Genomic DNA, 14,219 nt, shown 5'->3' on the forward strand with positions numbered 1-14,219 from the left:
AGGTTGAACCTGCTTTAAAATCTAAAATTTATTGTTTCCGATTGATGTATCTGTTGAACAAAATGGTCATAATTTTCAGCTTCTTGAGGAATAAGAATGGACCACTTTTTCAAGAGTGCCCCGTAACCTGATAATTTACCTATGTCGTTATCAACAACCTTCTCCACGCTTGGGAAAATAAGACCGGCTGTTTTAGCTTTTAAAATGTATGCATAGGAAATCAGTTGATATAAATCCTCACGATTGATTCCTTTTTCAGTAAATTCTAGCTTTTTATATTTGGCATCTAGTACGATTTTTAAATCTTTATGATAGAAGTCCGGATAAACCTTTCGAACATGACTGCTAAATACAGAAATACCATCCGTCTTTTCTTTATTTCGTGGGTGGATAAAACCTTCTGGCAATAATGTCTGGACATACTCTTCCCAAAGCCAAGCAACATCAAAGAGAACACCGTGTATTTTTTGCTCTCGAAGTCCTAAACCGTGCTTTTCTCTACTCAGAATCAACAGACAGAGTTCCTGTAATTTTCTATATTCTCGAAAAAAGGCATGACGGACAGGTTTAGTTTGATTCAGCCTGATAATCTTGACACGATCAGCTAGTTTATAAGACGGGGTCACACGAATAATTTCTGTTACATTTTCACGATTAACATTAAATACTCCACTCCCAATTATTTTCTGATTCTTAATATACTCAATGTTGTGTCGAATCAGCTGCATCAATGGATTATCATAAGCAAACTCTCTAGTAGTGTAGGAAATATTTCCCATAAAAGGAACATTTTTCTTAAGATGATTTCCTACATCAATCGCTCCCTTTACATGGCTATCATTATAGAAAAACCTCTGGTATTCCTTATAAAGTCCTTTTCTCAAAGCCGCTTGCAGATATTTTGGGAAGAGGTAAACCAATAGTTGATAGAGTTTATCTTCGCTAGATAAACCAACATCCAAATTAGTGAGATTGATATTGAGGACCTTCTGTAAGAGATAATGTAAAAAATAGTTGTTATTAGCATTTGAAAAACGAGAGGAAATCGTTAAACTTTCCTGACCGTAACCCAGAAAACCAATCATATTACCTGTCTTAATGTTCTGATTTACAGTTTCAAAAATTTTCTGTTCCTTGTCCAAGTCAGAAGTATTTTTCAAGTCATTTGGAAAAATGAAAATACTATCCTCTTGAGAAAGACTTTCTAAAGTTCTATCTAAAAGTACCTGACTAATTTTGGGATAGATTTCAACAAAATCCTCTTTTTTTATCAGCTGCTGATTATCTGTTATCCGTATAGTCATTTCCATCGCTTTCATTGTCACCAGTTATTGATTGATTGGTTTGCTCAATGCTTGTCTGATCAAATGCCTTTTTTAAAGTTTCCAAAGTTTCAACCTCATCATAAGAACCTCGCAAGTAGTCTTCTAGGAGCGGCTTAATATAATCGGACCAGAGCAATTCATAGTCAAAGACTACTTCCTGCAACTTAAGGAAATAACTTGGGCCAACATGGTAATGACTATTGAGCTCTTCTACTTTTTCTATGGCAGCATTCAAGTTTCTTAGACGCATTTTCGCTTCTTCAGCTCTATATCCAAGAGGTTCATCAAGCATTCCCAGCTGACTTTCAGCCGTGATTTCTACAAAACGGAAACGACGTCGCATGGCAAAGTCAAAGGTATCCACGGACCGGTCAATGTCATTCATTGTTCCTATGATGTAGACATTTTCAGGAATATAAAACTTCTCATGATTTTCGTGCAAATTAGCATATTGGGTCGACACCTCTCCATCCTTACCACGATAGCCCGGATCAATAGAGAAAAAGAGCTCCCCAAAAATCTTAGAAATCCCACCACGATTAATTTCATCGATGATGAAGACGAATTTTTTGTCTGTGACAATCGTTGGGGATACATAATCGCATAAGCCATAACTTTCTTTCATGTGATCCAAAACAATTTTTTGATAAGTTTCGTACTTTAACTTAGTCTCCTCACCCTTATATAAAAGATAGACTTTTTCTTTGGTGGCAACGGGAGAATCAAACTTCACATTCCCTTGACTATTTAAACTAGCTGGAACCGAGCTACGAGGGAACAAATATTGCCCCTGTTTCTCATTGATAGCATCGGTTAGCTTAGTCCAAGTTTCTTCAAAGTTATCTTGTCCCCCAATCTTCTGGGCTTCTTTTGCTTTCTGACAAAACTTCTTAAAAATGCCGTCCTGCAAGCCAAAGTTAATCTGCCCATCATTTCCCAGAATTGGTCTCAACCCCTCTACAAAATCTGTATAGTCATAAGATGGATGAAACTGTACAAAGCTGATTTGATCTTCATTGCCTCCTGCTAACTCTAAGGCAATTTCTTTAGCAAGGTGGGTTTTACCTGTACCAGGAGCGCCACGGAGGATTATATTTTTGGATGAAAGCAAAATATTTTTATATTTATCAATATTTTCTGGCATTTTTATCTCCATAGATCCCTCACCTTTAATAAATAAATACGATTTGTTTATATAGGGTAAAATTTCATTAAATTTTTCTTCACTAGTAATCACATATTCAGCATCTAGTGTCCAACGATGAGTAGCTGGTTTCTTGTCAAACTTCAATAATTGTGATTTATTCAGGCACTTTGATATGATACCTATTTTAATTCCTTCTTTTTGAAAATGAATTTCTATAAAATTTTGCAATTTCCCATTTGAGTTCTTTACCTCAAAAGATGTATAACTCTTTGTCTCATTCTTTTGAGCATCTGGAAATTCTTTCTTCATTCTTTTTAGAAACTCTTCTTTTTTCATCATATAGACCGTATTTCCTTTTCTCTAACGTTATAGCCATAAGAGGATTTAACTATTAATATATTCTATATCATAGCATAATTATAGGAAAAATAAAAGAAATTATAAACTAAAAAGCTCAGTGTAAAGAGGAAATCCCCCTCTTACACTGAGCTTCTTTTTATCTTAGTAATATTCACCCTGACGGTAATCCCATGAGTTGAAAGTATCGGACAGGTGCATCATGATTTTGTCGATGTCCAAGCCTTTGCGGATGACCACTGGTGCTGGCGAGATGGAACGTTGCCCACCTTGTTCTGGAATTAGTTTTCCATCCTTGTCCACCATGGAGACCATAACACCTTGCTCGTAGCGAGTTTCAATGGTCTTATCAGGCTGGATAGAGGCTACATAGTCATCTGCTTCAATGACTAAGTCAACAGCATTTTCGATGCGCTCTCCAATTCCTTCTACCTTGCCGCGGTTTCCTTTACCGGATGGGTTGGCTGAGGAAGCATAAACCATCTTGCCTTCTTCCCAAAGCTTAGCTGCCAGCTGCTCGCCAGCCTTACCAAACTTAATAACAAAACAGCTAGTACCACGAACATCTGTCATCAGCTCTTCCCGACCGTCACCATAGGCTTTGAGCTTTTCAAAAGCTTCTGGCTTCCATGGAAGGATACAACCCAAGAGGATATCTTCATCCCAATGCTTTTGATAAAAAGCTTCAATTTCCGGATTTAGCTGCGCTAAAGCACGAAGCTCATCCATACTGCCACAGAGGACAACACCTGGCTTATTACGGTTACGGGCCTTTGCTTCGAACTTACGCTCCAAACCTGCCTTATCACTAGTCATAATGATGTAACCCACCTTGGTCGGGCAAACGATACAGCCGCCATCGCCTTTCAGGATGTCATAGCCTTCTTGTGAAAGAGTTCCGTTCCATTGAATGTGTTTTGTCATAAGTTTCTTCCTTTTCTATTAAATTAAGATTTATTTTACCATATATTTTTATCGGAGACAAGATTTTTTCAGAATTTTCTCAATATAGCAAAAATAAGGTTACTGCCAATAAGATGGACGATTTTTTTCATATTCTGTAATCAAATCCTCATACTGAAGCGTAATGCCGATATCATCCAAACCGTTTAGGAGCTTGTGCTTCCATTCTCCATCAATGTCAAAGGAGAATTCTCCCACTGGTGAAAAAATCTTCTGCTGCTCCAAATCCACCGTCACTTGATCCGTCGGCTTCAGATTAGCCAAGGCTTGCCGCACTTCTAGCGGCTGGACAATTGGTAGCATACCGTTATTGAGCTCGTTATTGTAGTGAATATCCCCGAAAGATCCGGCAATAACTACTTTGAAGCCATAGTCAGCCAAGGCCCAGGCAGCGTGCTCCCGAGAGGAACCCGCTCCGAAATTGTCCCCTGTGATCAGAATAGTCGCCTTACGGTACTCCGGTCTATTAAAGACGAAATCAGGATCTTCAGTATATCGATTGTCCAGGTAGCGCCAAGCGTACATGAGGTACTTACCAAAGCCCTTTTTATCAATCAACTTGAGGAACTGCTTGGGTAAAATTTGGTCCGTATCAATATTATCGTTCATGAGGGGGACTGTTGTCCCTGTGTAGATTGTAAATTTTTCCATAAACCTTCCTTACTGGACCTCCGGTAGTTGGCGGACGTCTACGAAGTGCCCGGCAATGGCTGCCGCGGCTGCCATGGCTGGACTGCAAAGATGAGTCTTAGCACCAAATCCCTGACGATCCTCAAAGTTCCGATTACTAGTAGAAGCACAGTGGACTCCGTCTGGCACCTTATCTGGATTCATTCCTAGGCACATGGAACAGCCCGGATCGCGCCATTCAAAGCCTGCATCCATGAAAATTTTATCCAGTCCCAGCTTTTCAGCAGCCCGCTTGACCGGACGAGAGCCTGGTACGACGATAGCAGTCAGATTGGGAGCAATATGCTTGCCAGCGACAAACTTAGCTGCCAGCTGCAAATCGCTGAGTCTGGCATTGGTACAGGAGCCGATAAAGATATAACCTAGGTCAATATCTTCTGCTTTCTTACCCGGAGAGAGGTCCATGTAATTGTAGGCACGCTCGTCGTTCATGTCGCGGATTTCTGGGAAAACCGCGCCGAACTCCACTCCCATAGAAGGATTGGTCCCCCAAGTCACCATAGGTGCCAGCTGGGAGACATCCATCTCAATGATCTTATCATAGACAGCATCAGGATCACTGACTAGTGTCTTCCAATCAGCTACTGCTGCCTCAAAGTCCTTGGGAGCACCCGGCCGCCCTTTAACGTAATCATAGGTCTTCTGATCGGGGTTCATAATGCCCATCTTAGAGCCAAACTCTATGGACATATTGCAGATAGTCATGCGCTCTTCCATGGTCAAATGCTCAATGGCATCACCGGCATACTCGACCACATAGCCAACACCCGCAGCTACACCGTATTTGGCAATCAGTGCAAGGATGAAGTCCTTGGAATAAACACCTTTAGGTGGCACTCCAGTAAATTTGACCAACATTTTCTTAGGCTTGACCTGCCAAATGGTCTGCGTGGCAAAAACGTGCTCTACCTCCGAAGTACCAATTCCAAAAGCAATAGCTCCAAAGGCTCCGTGAGTGGCTGTGTGACTATCACCGCAGACAATGAATTTGCCTGGCTGAGTCTTGCCTGTTTCCGGTCCAACCATGTGGACAATACCTTGCAACTCTGATCCATGAGCCGCATGCTCGATGCCAAAATCCTTGACATTCTCAGAAAGTTTATCAATCTGAGCCTTGGAAATCACATCCCGAATATCATAGATATTGACCGTAGGAACATTATGGTCAAAAGTTCCAAAAGTTAAGTCTGGTCGTCTAACCTTGCGACCCGCATCTCGAAGGCCTTGAAAAGCCTGAGGGCTGGTTACTTCATGAATATAATGCTGATCCACATACATAAGCTGGGGTTGACCTTCTTGGCCTGTTATCACATGTCTTTCCCAAATCTTATCAAAAATTGATTTTCCAGCCATACTAGCTTCTCCATATGTAATACAAAATTCCAATTTCCACTATTATTCCGCAAATCCAAGCCAACCAGAAATACCATTTTCTGGTCTTGTGATGAAAGAAGCGACCGCCTAATAAAGCGCCCAAACCTCCGGCTGCCAAAGCTGACAAGAGCAAGGTCCTCTCTGGAATGCGGTAGTGATTTTTCTTAGCCTTTCGCTTATCCCAGCCATAAAGCAGGAAAACGATAAGGTTCCATAGCAAGCAAATACCTGTTAATATCCATTTCATAAGTTATTGATAATGGCCTCCGTCATTTGAGCTGTCCCTGCCTGACCACCCAGATCTCGGGTTAAAATCCCCTGAGCCAAAGTCTTCTCCACTGCTGCTTCAATCGCTTCTGCAGCTTCAAATTCTGCAAAACTATCCCGCAGCATCATGGCTACAGAAAGGATCATACTGATAGGGTTGGCAATACCTTGCCCTGCAATATCAGGAGCTGAACCATGGATAGGCTCGTAAAGACTGGGTCCTGCAGCCGAATGACTGGCCGATGGCATAACTCCCAGCGTCCCTGACAAGACACTGGACTCGTCTGAGAGAATATCACCAAAGAGATTTTCCGTTACAACAACATCAAACTTAGCAGGATTGGTAATCATGAGCATCGCAGCGCTATCCACCAGTTGGTGCTCCAAGGTCACATCTGGATAATCCTTGGCCACCTCATCTGCTACTCTGCGCCAGAGTTTGGATGTCGCTAGCACATTTTGCTTGTCAATACTGGTCACAAGCTTTCTGCGACCACGCGCAATGTCAAATGCCTTACGGACAATTCGCTCCACCTCTTCATAGCTATAGTCGTTGATATCACGCGCGGTTCTGTCCTCCAAAATATGCTCACCAAAGTAAATCCCACCAGTCAGCTCACGCACGACCACGAAGTCCACGCCAGCAATTCGCTCTGCTTTCAAAGGCGACAAATGCTTCAGAGCATCAAAAATCTTAACTGGGCGGATATTGGCATAAAGTTCAAGCTCCCTGCGCAGAGCGAGCAATCCTTGCTCCGGCCGAACTGGAGCATTATCATACTGGGGACTGCCGATAGCTGCTAGAAGAATAGCATCTGCCTCCTTGGTCGCTTCTAGAGTTGACTGAGGCAGAGGATGACCTTCCGCATCAATACCAGCACCCCCAAAAGCTTTCTCCGTGACATGATAAATAAAGCCAAACTTGTCCGCAACAGCAGCCAGCACTTGGAGACCAGCCTCCATGATTTCTGGGCCGATCCCGTCACCCGCCAGAGCTACAATTTCTTTTGTCATAGTCGCTTCCTTCTAATTATTTGCAGGCAGATCGTGGTAGGATACCTGATGGCCGATTTCACCTGCATTTTCCTTTTGCACAAAGGTATTGGCATGAATATAGGCAATGGCGCTGGCCTTAAGAACATCAAAGTCAATACCAGAGGAGTTGAAAATCGTATCTGTATCCGTATTTTCAACAGCTACTAAAACACGCGCCTGAGAGTCAATTCCGTCCGTCACGGCCTCAATGTTATAGGCCAAAAGTTGAACAGACTGGTTAAAGAATTGGTCAATAGCATTAAAGATAGCTTCGACACTTCCCTTGCCTTCTGCCACACAGCTGACCGTCTCTCCGTCGCCATTAACCAGCTGCACATCTGCTGTGATGGTATGATCGTCATTGGTCGTCAGCTGCAGATCATCAAAGTGGAAGCCTTCAGGATTTTCGACGGTCGTTCCGGCAATCAGAGCCCGAATATCAGCATCCGTGACTTCGTTTTTCTTATCCGCCAAGACCTTAAACTTAGCAAAGAGATCATTAATTTCAGATTCCTCAAAATCTAGAGCCAGTTCTTTGAGTTTTTCAACAAAGGCGTGGCGGCCAGACAGCTTGCCGAGGGGAAGTGAATTGCTCTTGACTCCAACCAGCTCAGGTGTGATGATTTCATAGGTCAGTGGATTCTTAAGAACACCATCCTGATGGATACCAGACTCATGAGAGAAGGCGTTGCCACCAACAACCGCCTTGTTCTTAGGCACCGGAATACCTGAGAAACGGGACACCAACTCAGAAGTGTTGATGGTTTCATTAAGGACGATATCTGACTCAACCTGATAATAGTCCTGACGAATCTCTAAAGCAACTGCTACTTCTTCCAGCGCAGCATTACCAGCACGCTCGCCAATACCATTGATTGTGCCTTCCACCCGTCTAGCTCCGTATTTGACCGCAGACAGGCTGTTGGCTACTGCCATTCCCAAATCATCGTGACAGTGAGGACTGTAGATAATCTCACGATCTGTTTGGACATTGTCAATCAGATGCTTGAAAATATTGCCAAATTCTTCTGGCGTAGTAAAGCCGACTGTGTCTGGAATATTGATGTAGCTAGCACCTGCATCAACTGCTGTCTGGACAACTTGAAGCAGAAAATCAAGCTCTGTCCGCGTCGCATCCTCAGGTGAAAACTCGACAATCTCAAACTTGGAGCGAGCATAGGAAACGTGCTCCTTAATGGCTTCTAAAATCTCTTCCTTGGACTTTTTCAGCTTGAACTCTCTGTGGATGGGACTGGTCGCAATAAAGACGTGAATCTGAGGATGTTTGGCATCCTTGAGTGCCTCGTAGCAGGCATCGATGTCCGATTTAACCGAACGCGCCAAGCCAGTGACAGAAGCTTTAGTAATGACTTTAGCAATCTCTTGTACTGCCGCAAATGAATCTGGACTAGCAGCTGGGAAACCAGCTTCAATAGCAGAAATTCCCCATTTTTCTAGTTGTTTAGCAATGGCAACCTTTTCCTTAATAGAGAAATTCACTCCCGGTGTTTGCTCACCATCCCGAAGGCTGGTATCAAGAAACTCAACTTTTTGCATAGACTTTCCTCTTTCTTTATCGTTTAAAACAGCTATAAAAATCAATGAGAGATACAACTATGAAATTAATTTTTCGCAGTATATCCTAGCAAAGATTTTCGTAAAGAATAAAATAAAAACATCTCGCTGGAAACCAAGCGAGATGTTGATTTACTCCCGCTTGGTAAGCCAAACAGGACTAATGCTTTCGCACTAGCCCGAGTAACGCAACAACAAAGCAAAGTTTGAAAATTGAGTTGACATCATGTTTGACTGACTCCTTTTGAAATGTTATTGATTAGTATTTTAGCACAGTATCATTCGGCTGTCAACAGATAATTCGTTATTTTCTGAAAATTTTTAATATGCTGGATTATTTTGTAGCCTTATTAGTATAAATGCGAAAAAGAAGAAGCAGGCCAGCTCCTCCTTCTTCTAGTATTATATTATTTCTCTCATTTCTCTTCTTTTAATAATTTACTAATCAGGCTTCTTCTTTCCTAAGCCATTTCGTCTTTATCTTCGTACATACTGAACCAAGCGGAACATCATGAAGGTAAATAGAATTCCTGCAACGATCCAAATGGTTCTTAAGGCGTAAAATTGAAGCAGGTAGGTCGAAATAATGGCTCCGATGACAAAGCTTCCTAACAAAGCAACAAAGAAAACGCCTTCTTTCAAGTATGGTTTTTCCTGTGTTCGCACAAAATTTCCAAAAGCCACCATCGTTTTCTTGATATTTCCTGTCATAAAGGAATTATTGTAGACTATGCCATCTACTTCGCCAAAAGCTGTCGCAACGACTCCCATACAGAAAGCAATCGGAGGAACGATCAACATATTTGGCACAGTACTTGGCATAAAACCTACCAGAGTACAGATGAGCACCATTGGTGAAATGCTACTTACTCGCCATATTGACTGCTCAAAAAAAGGACGGAAAATTGTTATCAGAAAAATTCCCAGCATAAAGGCTAGCATGGTAGCCAGTTTGACTTCAATCTCTCCAGTCTTGTGATGAATCAGCTCAACGGACAAAAAGACGACGTTTCCTGTCTGGCCCGCAACCAATGTACCCCCGCGCTCCATGAAAGTGTAAGCATCCACGAAACCTGCGCAAAAAGTCAGCAAACAGGCAAAAAACTTTGATCGAGAATGGAATTCCCTTTTGACGAACTTTCTCATAATTTACCCAAAAAGTCCAGTGTAACACCAGACTTCCTTTCTATCCTTCTCTAGCTTCCTCCAAAATCTTTTCAATCTTGGTAGTAATCAAATCAATCGCAACTTTATTAGAAGCGCCCTCTGGAATGATGACATCCGCATAGCGCTTAGTTGGCTCGATAAACTGATGGTACATAGGCTTTACGACACCCAGATACTGCTCAATGACACTATCCAAACTGCGTCCGCGCTCTTCCATGTCCCGCTTAATCCGACGAATAATCCGCACATCATCATCAGTATCGACGAAAATCTTGATGTCCATCAAATCGCGGAGGCGTTGATCTTCCAAGACCAAAATTCCCTCTACAATGAAGACATCCTGCGGTTCCTGACGATAGGTTTTATTGCTGCGCGTGTGCTCCGTATAATCATAGGTCGGGATGTCCACTGGACGGCCAGCCAAAAGCTCTTTGATCTGCTCAATCATGAGGTCTGTATCAAAAGCAAAAGGATGGTCATAGTTGGTCTTAACCCGCTCCTCAAAGGTCAAATGCGACTGATCCTTGTAGTAAGAATCATGCTCAATCATAGAAATCTTTTCATTTGGAAAATGATCTAAAATCGCCCGAGATACACTGGTTTTTCCCCCACCAGAGCCACCTGTAACACCGATAATAATAGGTCTATTTTGCATTGTTTTCTCCATTACTTGTTATCTTATCTATTTTACCTCAATTCATGATATAATGAAAGGGTGAATCAAGAAAAATTCAGGAAAATCATTTTAAAGGAGAAAGTATGTTACAACTCGGTATCATCGGTACGGGAACCATTTCCCATGAGTTTATCAAGGCAGCCCAACTGAGTGGTGAGTATCAGCTAACAGCTGTTTACTCGCGCACCTTGAGTTCCGCGGAGCGTTTTGCGCGAGATTATCAAAACGTCGCACTCTACACCGATACGATTGAATTCTTATCTGCCGACCTAGATGTAATTTATATCGCCAGTCCTAATAGCCTCCACTTCAACCATGCCAAGGTAGCCATTTTGGCTCGAAAGCATGTCATCGTTGAAAAGCCAGCTGTATCAAGGCCTGAAGAATGGCAGGAATTGGTTAAGCTGGCGGCTGAACATCAGGTTTATATCTTTGAGGCAGCCAGAAACTACCACGAAGCAGCTTTTACAGTCATTCAGAACTTTCTAAAGGACAAGAAAATCTGGGGAGCTAATTTTACTTATGCCAAATACTCCTCCAAGATGGGAGCTCTACTGAGTGGACAGGAACCCAATGTTTTTTCTGCTAAATTCTCAGGCGGTGCTCTAATGGATTTGGGAGTTTATACGCTTTATGCAGCTGTCCGGCTGTTTGGTGCTCCACAAAACGTCTGCTATACAGCTCAACAACTGCCAAATAGCGTTGACCTCAACGGTTCAGGCAGTCTGATTTATCCAGATTTTCAGGTTCGTATCCAAGCTGGAAAAAATATTCATAGCCAGCTACCAGCTGAAATCTATACGGACCAAGGCACTCTGACCTTAGATGGTATCGAGTTTATCCGCTCTGCCATTTTCCAAAAGCTGACTGGAGAGACGGAAAGTCTAACTATCCATCAAGCAGAGCACCAAATGCTGGAAGAGGCTCAGGCTTTTGCTCGTGTGCTTAAAGGCGACCAGGAAGAGCTTTATACCAACTACCTACAGGCTGCTACCGCTGTGCATGAGTGTCTGTTTGCCATGAGAAAAGATGCTGGTATTAGATTTGAGGTTGACCATGATTAAAGAAACATTTCCAACAGTCTGGCAGGAACAGCTAAATCAGCTCGGTTTTGCTGAACTGACTGCCATCCAAGAAAAAATATTCCAGCCCATTTCTCAGGAAGAAACGGTGCTAGGCATCAGTCCGACCGGTACGGGCAAGACATTGGCCTATCTCTTTCCTAGTTTATTGAAATTAAAACCTAAAAAAGCGCAACAGCTTTTGATTTTAGCTCCAAATACAGAGCTGGCGGGACAGATTTTTGATGTTTGTAAGTATTGGGCGGAGCCTTTGGGATTGAGTAGTCAACTCCTCCTCTCTGGTAATAGCCAGAAAAGGCAGATTGAGCGGCTCAAGAAAGGGCCGGAGATCCTAATTGGCACACCAGGGCGGATTTTCGAGCTCATCAAGCTCAAGAAAATCAAGATGATGAATGTTGATACTATTATCCTAGATGAATTTGACCAGCTTCTCAGTGATTCCCAGTATGCGTTTGTTGATAAGATTCTGCATTATGCACCGCGGGACCACCAGCTGATTTACATGAGTGCTACTGCTAAGTTCGACCAAGAGAAGATCGCTGAAAATACTCTGCGCATCAGCATTGAAGACCAGACTTTGGACAATATCCAGCACTTCTATATGCAGGTGGAAAAGCGTGACAAGGTTGAACTCTTGCGCAAGCTATCCAATGTAGAAGAATTTCGTGGTCTAGTTTTTTTCAACAGCTTGTCAGATTTGGGCAGCGCCGAAGAAAAGCTTCAGTACCGAGGAGCTAACGCGGTCTCTCTAGCCAGCGATGTCAATGTAAAATTCCGCAAGGTCATTCTTGAGAAATTTAAAGATTACGATATCACGCTCTTGCTGGCGACTGACATAGTTGCGCGTGGCATTGATATTGATTCTCTAGAGTGCGTAGTCAACTACGAAGTGCCGCGCGATTTGGAAACCTACACTCACCGTTCTGGCCGAACAGGTCGCATGGGCAAGGAAGGCTATGTCATCACCTTCATCAGCCACCCAGAAGAATTAAAAGCTCTCAAAAAATATGCCTCTGTTCGAGAAATCATCTTGAAAAAACAAGAACTGTATGTGTGTCCTTAAGCGAGAATTACGGTCATCAATATTCTTATTTGATGATAGCAAAGCAAAAAGCATTGGAAATTTAATATTTCCAATGCTTTTTTAATTTCTGCTGTAATAAATCTGATGTGGTTGAAGCTGATTTTCTAATAGTTCATCAACTGTCACCAGAGTATAGCCGTTGTTCTTCAGATAGTCAAGGACGCTTGGCAGAGCATCGATGGACGTCTGATGGATATCATGCATGAGGATAATAGATCCCGGCTGGGTCTTCACGATCTCCTGCATAATAGCCTTTGTATTGCGTGTTTTCCAATCGAGACTGTCCACACTCCACATGATAAAGGACTGATCTACAGCATTTTGAACCGTAGAGTTGATGGCTCCGTAAGGCGGTCTTGTGATCATAGGTCGGATACCAGTCGCCTTATAAATGGCTTCCTGAGTATCTAAGATCTCCTTTTTGGATTGATTCAGAGGTAACTTGGTCAAATCCGGATGGCTCCATGTATGGATGCCGAGCTGATGGCCTTCATCAAGGACACGTTTAGCCAGTTCTGGATTGGCAGCAACATTTTGTCCCACCATAAAGAAGGTCGCTTTAGCATTGTAGCGTTTCAGAATTTCCAAGGCCTGAGGAGTCGTTTTACTGTCGGGACCGTCATCAAAGGTCAAGGCAACCATTTTCTCATGCCGCTTGGTTTCATACTGCTGGTAAGCTTCCAAATCAGCCCCCTGCAAATATTCCGAACGGATTAGGTCATAAAAACTAGACAGAGGCACTGTCACGCTCGACACACCTTTGATTTCTTTGGGCAGACGAATGGAAAATAAACTTTGCTCATAGTGAAAATTCCACTGGCTCAGTTCTATTTCTCGGAGGTCATTTAAAGCTGCTGTTTGCTGACTTTCCTCCACCTGTCTAAAGGTTAGCTGACTGGTCAACTCCTTCAGGAAAATTTCCTTAGCAGCTTCTGGATTTTGAAACAGCTTGTCCAAAGTGACCGACGTACCTTCCTGATTGATATAAGTTGAGGCTACCTCTCTTGCCTCCTCAGACTTGATGTCTCTTTTTGAGATGCTGTAATCTTTTCGCTGAATGACTACTTCCTTGGTATTGGCAAGACTAGTAGACTTCTCCTCCGTATAGTAAAAGGTAAAAGCCGTCAAGTTTTCCTTCTGCTTTTTGTCATCTGAAATGCTCTGACTGTCCTGCAAGATTTTATCTTTGACACTTTGAAGAGGCTGCCCCTTCATCAGAGGATAAAAAGCTGCCACATAATGGCTACCAATCCTACCAGCCTGCTTCTCAGCATTGTCAGTATGTTTTTGCTCTTCCTTGGCAATCACTTCTGTAATCTTTTTCTGGAATTCCTGCTCCTGAAACATTTCATAGATTCGTAGTCCGCCAAAAATAAGAAGTCCTAAGAAAAGCAGATTCAGAAGACTGAGAATCAGTCTATATTTTCGTCTACGCTTCCTTTTATGTTGTCTTTTCATCTATTATCCCCTAAGCTAT

Annotated in this window: 13 protein-coding genes; 2 read left to right on the plus strand and 11 right to left on the minus strand. The window is 42.6% G+C overall.

The genetic code is table 11. From position 1 onward, the window contains the following. Nucleotides 1–14: 14 nt before the first annotated feature. The 10 genes from D8797_RS05040 to udk form a co-directional block, all read right to left on the minus strand. A complete protein-coding gene (locus tag D8797_RS05040) occupies nt 15–1,319 on the minus strand; it encodes an McrC family protein (RefSeq protein WP_125379508.1) in 1,305 nt (434 codons plus the stop codon). After that, nucleotides 1,282–2,811, minus strand: coding sequence for an AAA family ATPase (locus D8797_RS05045; protein ID WP_125379509.1), 1,530 nt, complete (start codon nt 2,809–2,811; stop codon nt 1,282–1,284). Before D8797_RS05045 ends, D8797_RS05040 begins: the two co-directional genes overlap by 38 nt. 162 nt (nt 2,812–2,973) lie before the next feature. Beyond that, nucleotides 2,974–3,753, minus strand: a complete 780-nt coding sequence (locus D8797_RS05050) for an L-threonylcarbamoyladenylate synthase (RefSeq protein WP_005590290.1) — start codon at nt 3,751–3,753, stop codon at nt 2,974–2,976. Nucleotides 3,754–3,852: 99 nt separating this feature from the next. Further along, nucleotides 3,853–4,443 (minus strand): 3-isopropylmalate dehydratase small subunit, encoded by a 591-nt coding sequence (leuD, locus tag D8797_RS05055; RefSeq protein WP_125379510.1) that lies wholly within the window; start codon nt 4,441–4,443, stop codon nt 3,853–3,855. A gap of 9 nt (nt 4,444–4,452) precedes the next feature. Beyond that, complete coding sequence (gene leuC / locus D8797_RS05060) at nt 4,453–5,835, minus strand: 3-isopropylmalate dehydratase large subunit (protein ID WP_125379511.1); 1,383 nt, start codon at nt 5,833–5,835, stop codon at nt 4,453–4,455. 1 nt (nt 5,836) lies between these two features. Further along, complete coding sequence (locus tag D8797_RS05065; protein WP_125379512.1) at nt 5,837–6,103, minus strand: DUF1294 domain-containing protein; 267 nt, start codon at nt 6,101–6,103, stop codon at nt 5,837–5,839. Further along, nucleotides 6,100–7,137, minus strand: coding sequence for a 3-isopropylmalate dehydrogenase (leuB, locus tag D8797_RS05070; protein ID WP_125379513.1), 1,038 nt, complete (start codon nt 7,135–7,137; stop codon nt 6,100–6,102). Before leuB ends, D8797_RS05065 begins: the two co-directional genes overlap by 4 nt. A 12-nt stretch (nt 7,138–7,149) precedes the next feature. Beyond that, nucleotides 7,150–8,715, minus strand: a complete 1,566-nt coding sequence (locus tag D8797_RS05075; protein ID WP_125379514.1) for a 2-isopropylmalate synthase — start codon at nt 8,713–8,715, stop codon at nt 7,150–7,152. A gap of 495 nt (nt 8,716–9,210) precedes the next feature. Further along, on the minus strand, nt 9,211–9,879 hold the full coding sequence (locus D8797_RS05080; protein ID WP_125379515.1) for a YoaK family protein: 669 nt from the start codon (nt 9,877–9,879) through the stop codon (nt 9,211–9,213). Between the two features lie 40 nt (nt 9,880–9,919). Next, nucleotides 9,920–10,555, minus strand: coding sequence for a uridine kinase (gene udk, locus D8797_RS05085; protein WP_005591973.1), 636 nt, complete (start codon nt 10,553–10,555; stop codon nt 9,920–9,922). Between the two features lie 104 nt (nt 10,556–10,659). On the opposite strand from udk, the gene D8797_RS05090 reads away from it, so the two are divergent. Both D8797_RS05090 and D8797_RS05095 read left to right on the plus strand, forming a co-directional pair. After that, entirely contained in the window at nt 10,660–11,640 is a 981-nt protein-coding gene (locus D8797_RS05090; RefSeq protein ID WP_125379516.1) for a Gfo/Idh/MocA family protein, read from the plus strand. Beyond that, complete coding sequence (locus D8797_RS05095) at nt 11,633–12,721, plus strand: DEAD/DEAH box helicase (RefSeq protein ID WP_312023859.1); 1,089 nt, start codon at nt 11,633–11,635, stop codon at nt 12,719–12,721. The genes D8797_RS05090 and D8797_RS05095 overlap by 8 nt, the downstream gene beginning before the upstream one ends. 81 nt (nt 12,722–12,802) lie before the next feature. On the opposite strand, the gene D8797_RS05100 is transcribed toward D8797_RS05095, so the two are convergent. Then, nucleotides 12,803–14,200: a polysaccharide deacetylase family protein gene (locus tag D8797_RS05100; protein WP_125379518.1), complete on the minus strand. Its 1,398-nt coding sequence runs from the start codon at nt 14,198–14,200 to the stop codon at nt 12,803–12,805. Nucleotides 14,201–14,219 lie beyond the last annotated feature (19 nt).

The organism is Streptococcus cristatus, from assembly GCF_003944225.1.
Classification (GTDB): domain Bacteria; phylum Bacillota; class Bacilli; order Lactobacillales; family Streptococcaceae; genus Streptococcus; species Streptococcus cristatus_K.

Bases quoted from the DNA above. Each gene is read 5' to 3' on its own strand.
- D8797_RS05040 (WP_125379508.1), bottom strand. From the start codon at position 1,319: ATGAAAGCGATGGAAATGACTATACGGATAACAGATAATCAGCAGCTG.
- D8797_RS05045 (WP_125379509.1), bottom strand. From the start codon at position 2,811: ATGATGAAAAAAGAAGAGTTTCTAAAAAGAATGAAGAAAGAATTTCCA.
- D8797_RS05050 (WP_005590290.1), bottom strand. From the start codon at position 3,753: ATGACAAAACACATTCAATGGAACGGAACTCTTTCACAAGAAGGCTAT.
- leuD (WP_125379510.1), bottom strand. From the start codon at position 4,443: ATGGAAAAATTTACAATCTACACAGGGACAACAGTCCCCCTCATGAAC.
- leuC (WP_125379511.1), bottom strand. From the start codon at position 5,835: ATGGCTGGAAAATCAATTTTTGATAAGATTTGGGAAAGACATGTGATA.
- D8797_RS05065 (WP_125379512.1), bottom strand. From the start codon at position 6,103: ATGAAATGGATATTAACAGGTATTTGCTTGCTATGGAACCTTATCGTT.
- leuB (WP_125379513.1), bottom strand. From the start codon at position 7,137: ATGACAAAAGAAATTGTAGCTCTGGCGGGTGACGGGATCGGCCCAGAA.
- D8797_RS05075 (WP_125379514.1), bottom strand. From the start codon at position 8,715: ATGCAAAAAGTTGAGTTTCTTGATACCAGCCTTCGGGATGGTGAGCAA.
- D8797_RS05080 (WP_125379515.1), bottom strand. From the start codon at position 9,879: ATGAGAAAGTTCGTCAAAAGGGAATTCCATTCTCGATCAAAGTTTTTT.
- udk (WP_005591973.1), bottom strand. From the start codon at position 10,555: ATGCAAAATAGACCTATTATTATCGGTGTTACAGGTGGCTCTGGTGGG.
- D8797_RS05090 (WP_125379516.1), top strand. From the start codon at position 10,660: ATGTTACAACTCGGTATCATCGGTACGGGAACCATTTCCCATGAGTTT.
- D8797_RS05095 (WP_312023859.1), top strand. From the start codon at position 11,633: ATGATTAAAGAAACATTTCCAACAGTCTGGCAGGAACAGCTAAATCAG.
- D8797_RS05100 (WP_125379518.1), bottom strand. From the start codon at position 14,200: ATGAAAAGACAACATAAAAGGAAGCGTAGACGAAAATATAGACTGATT.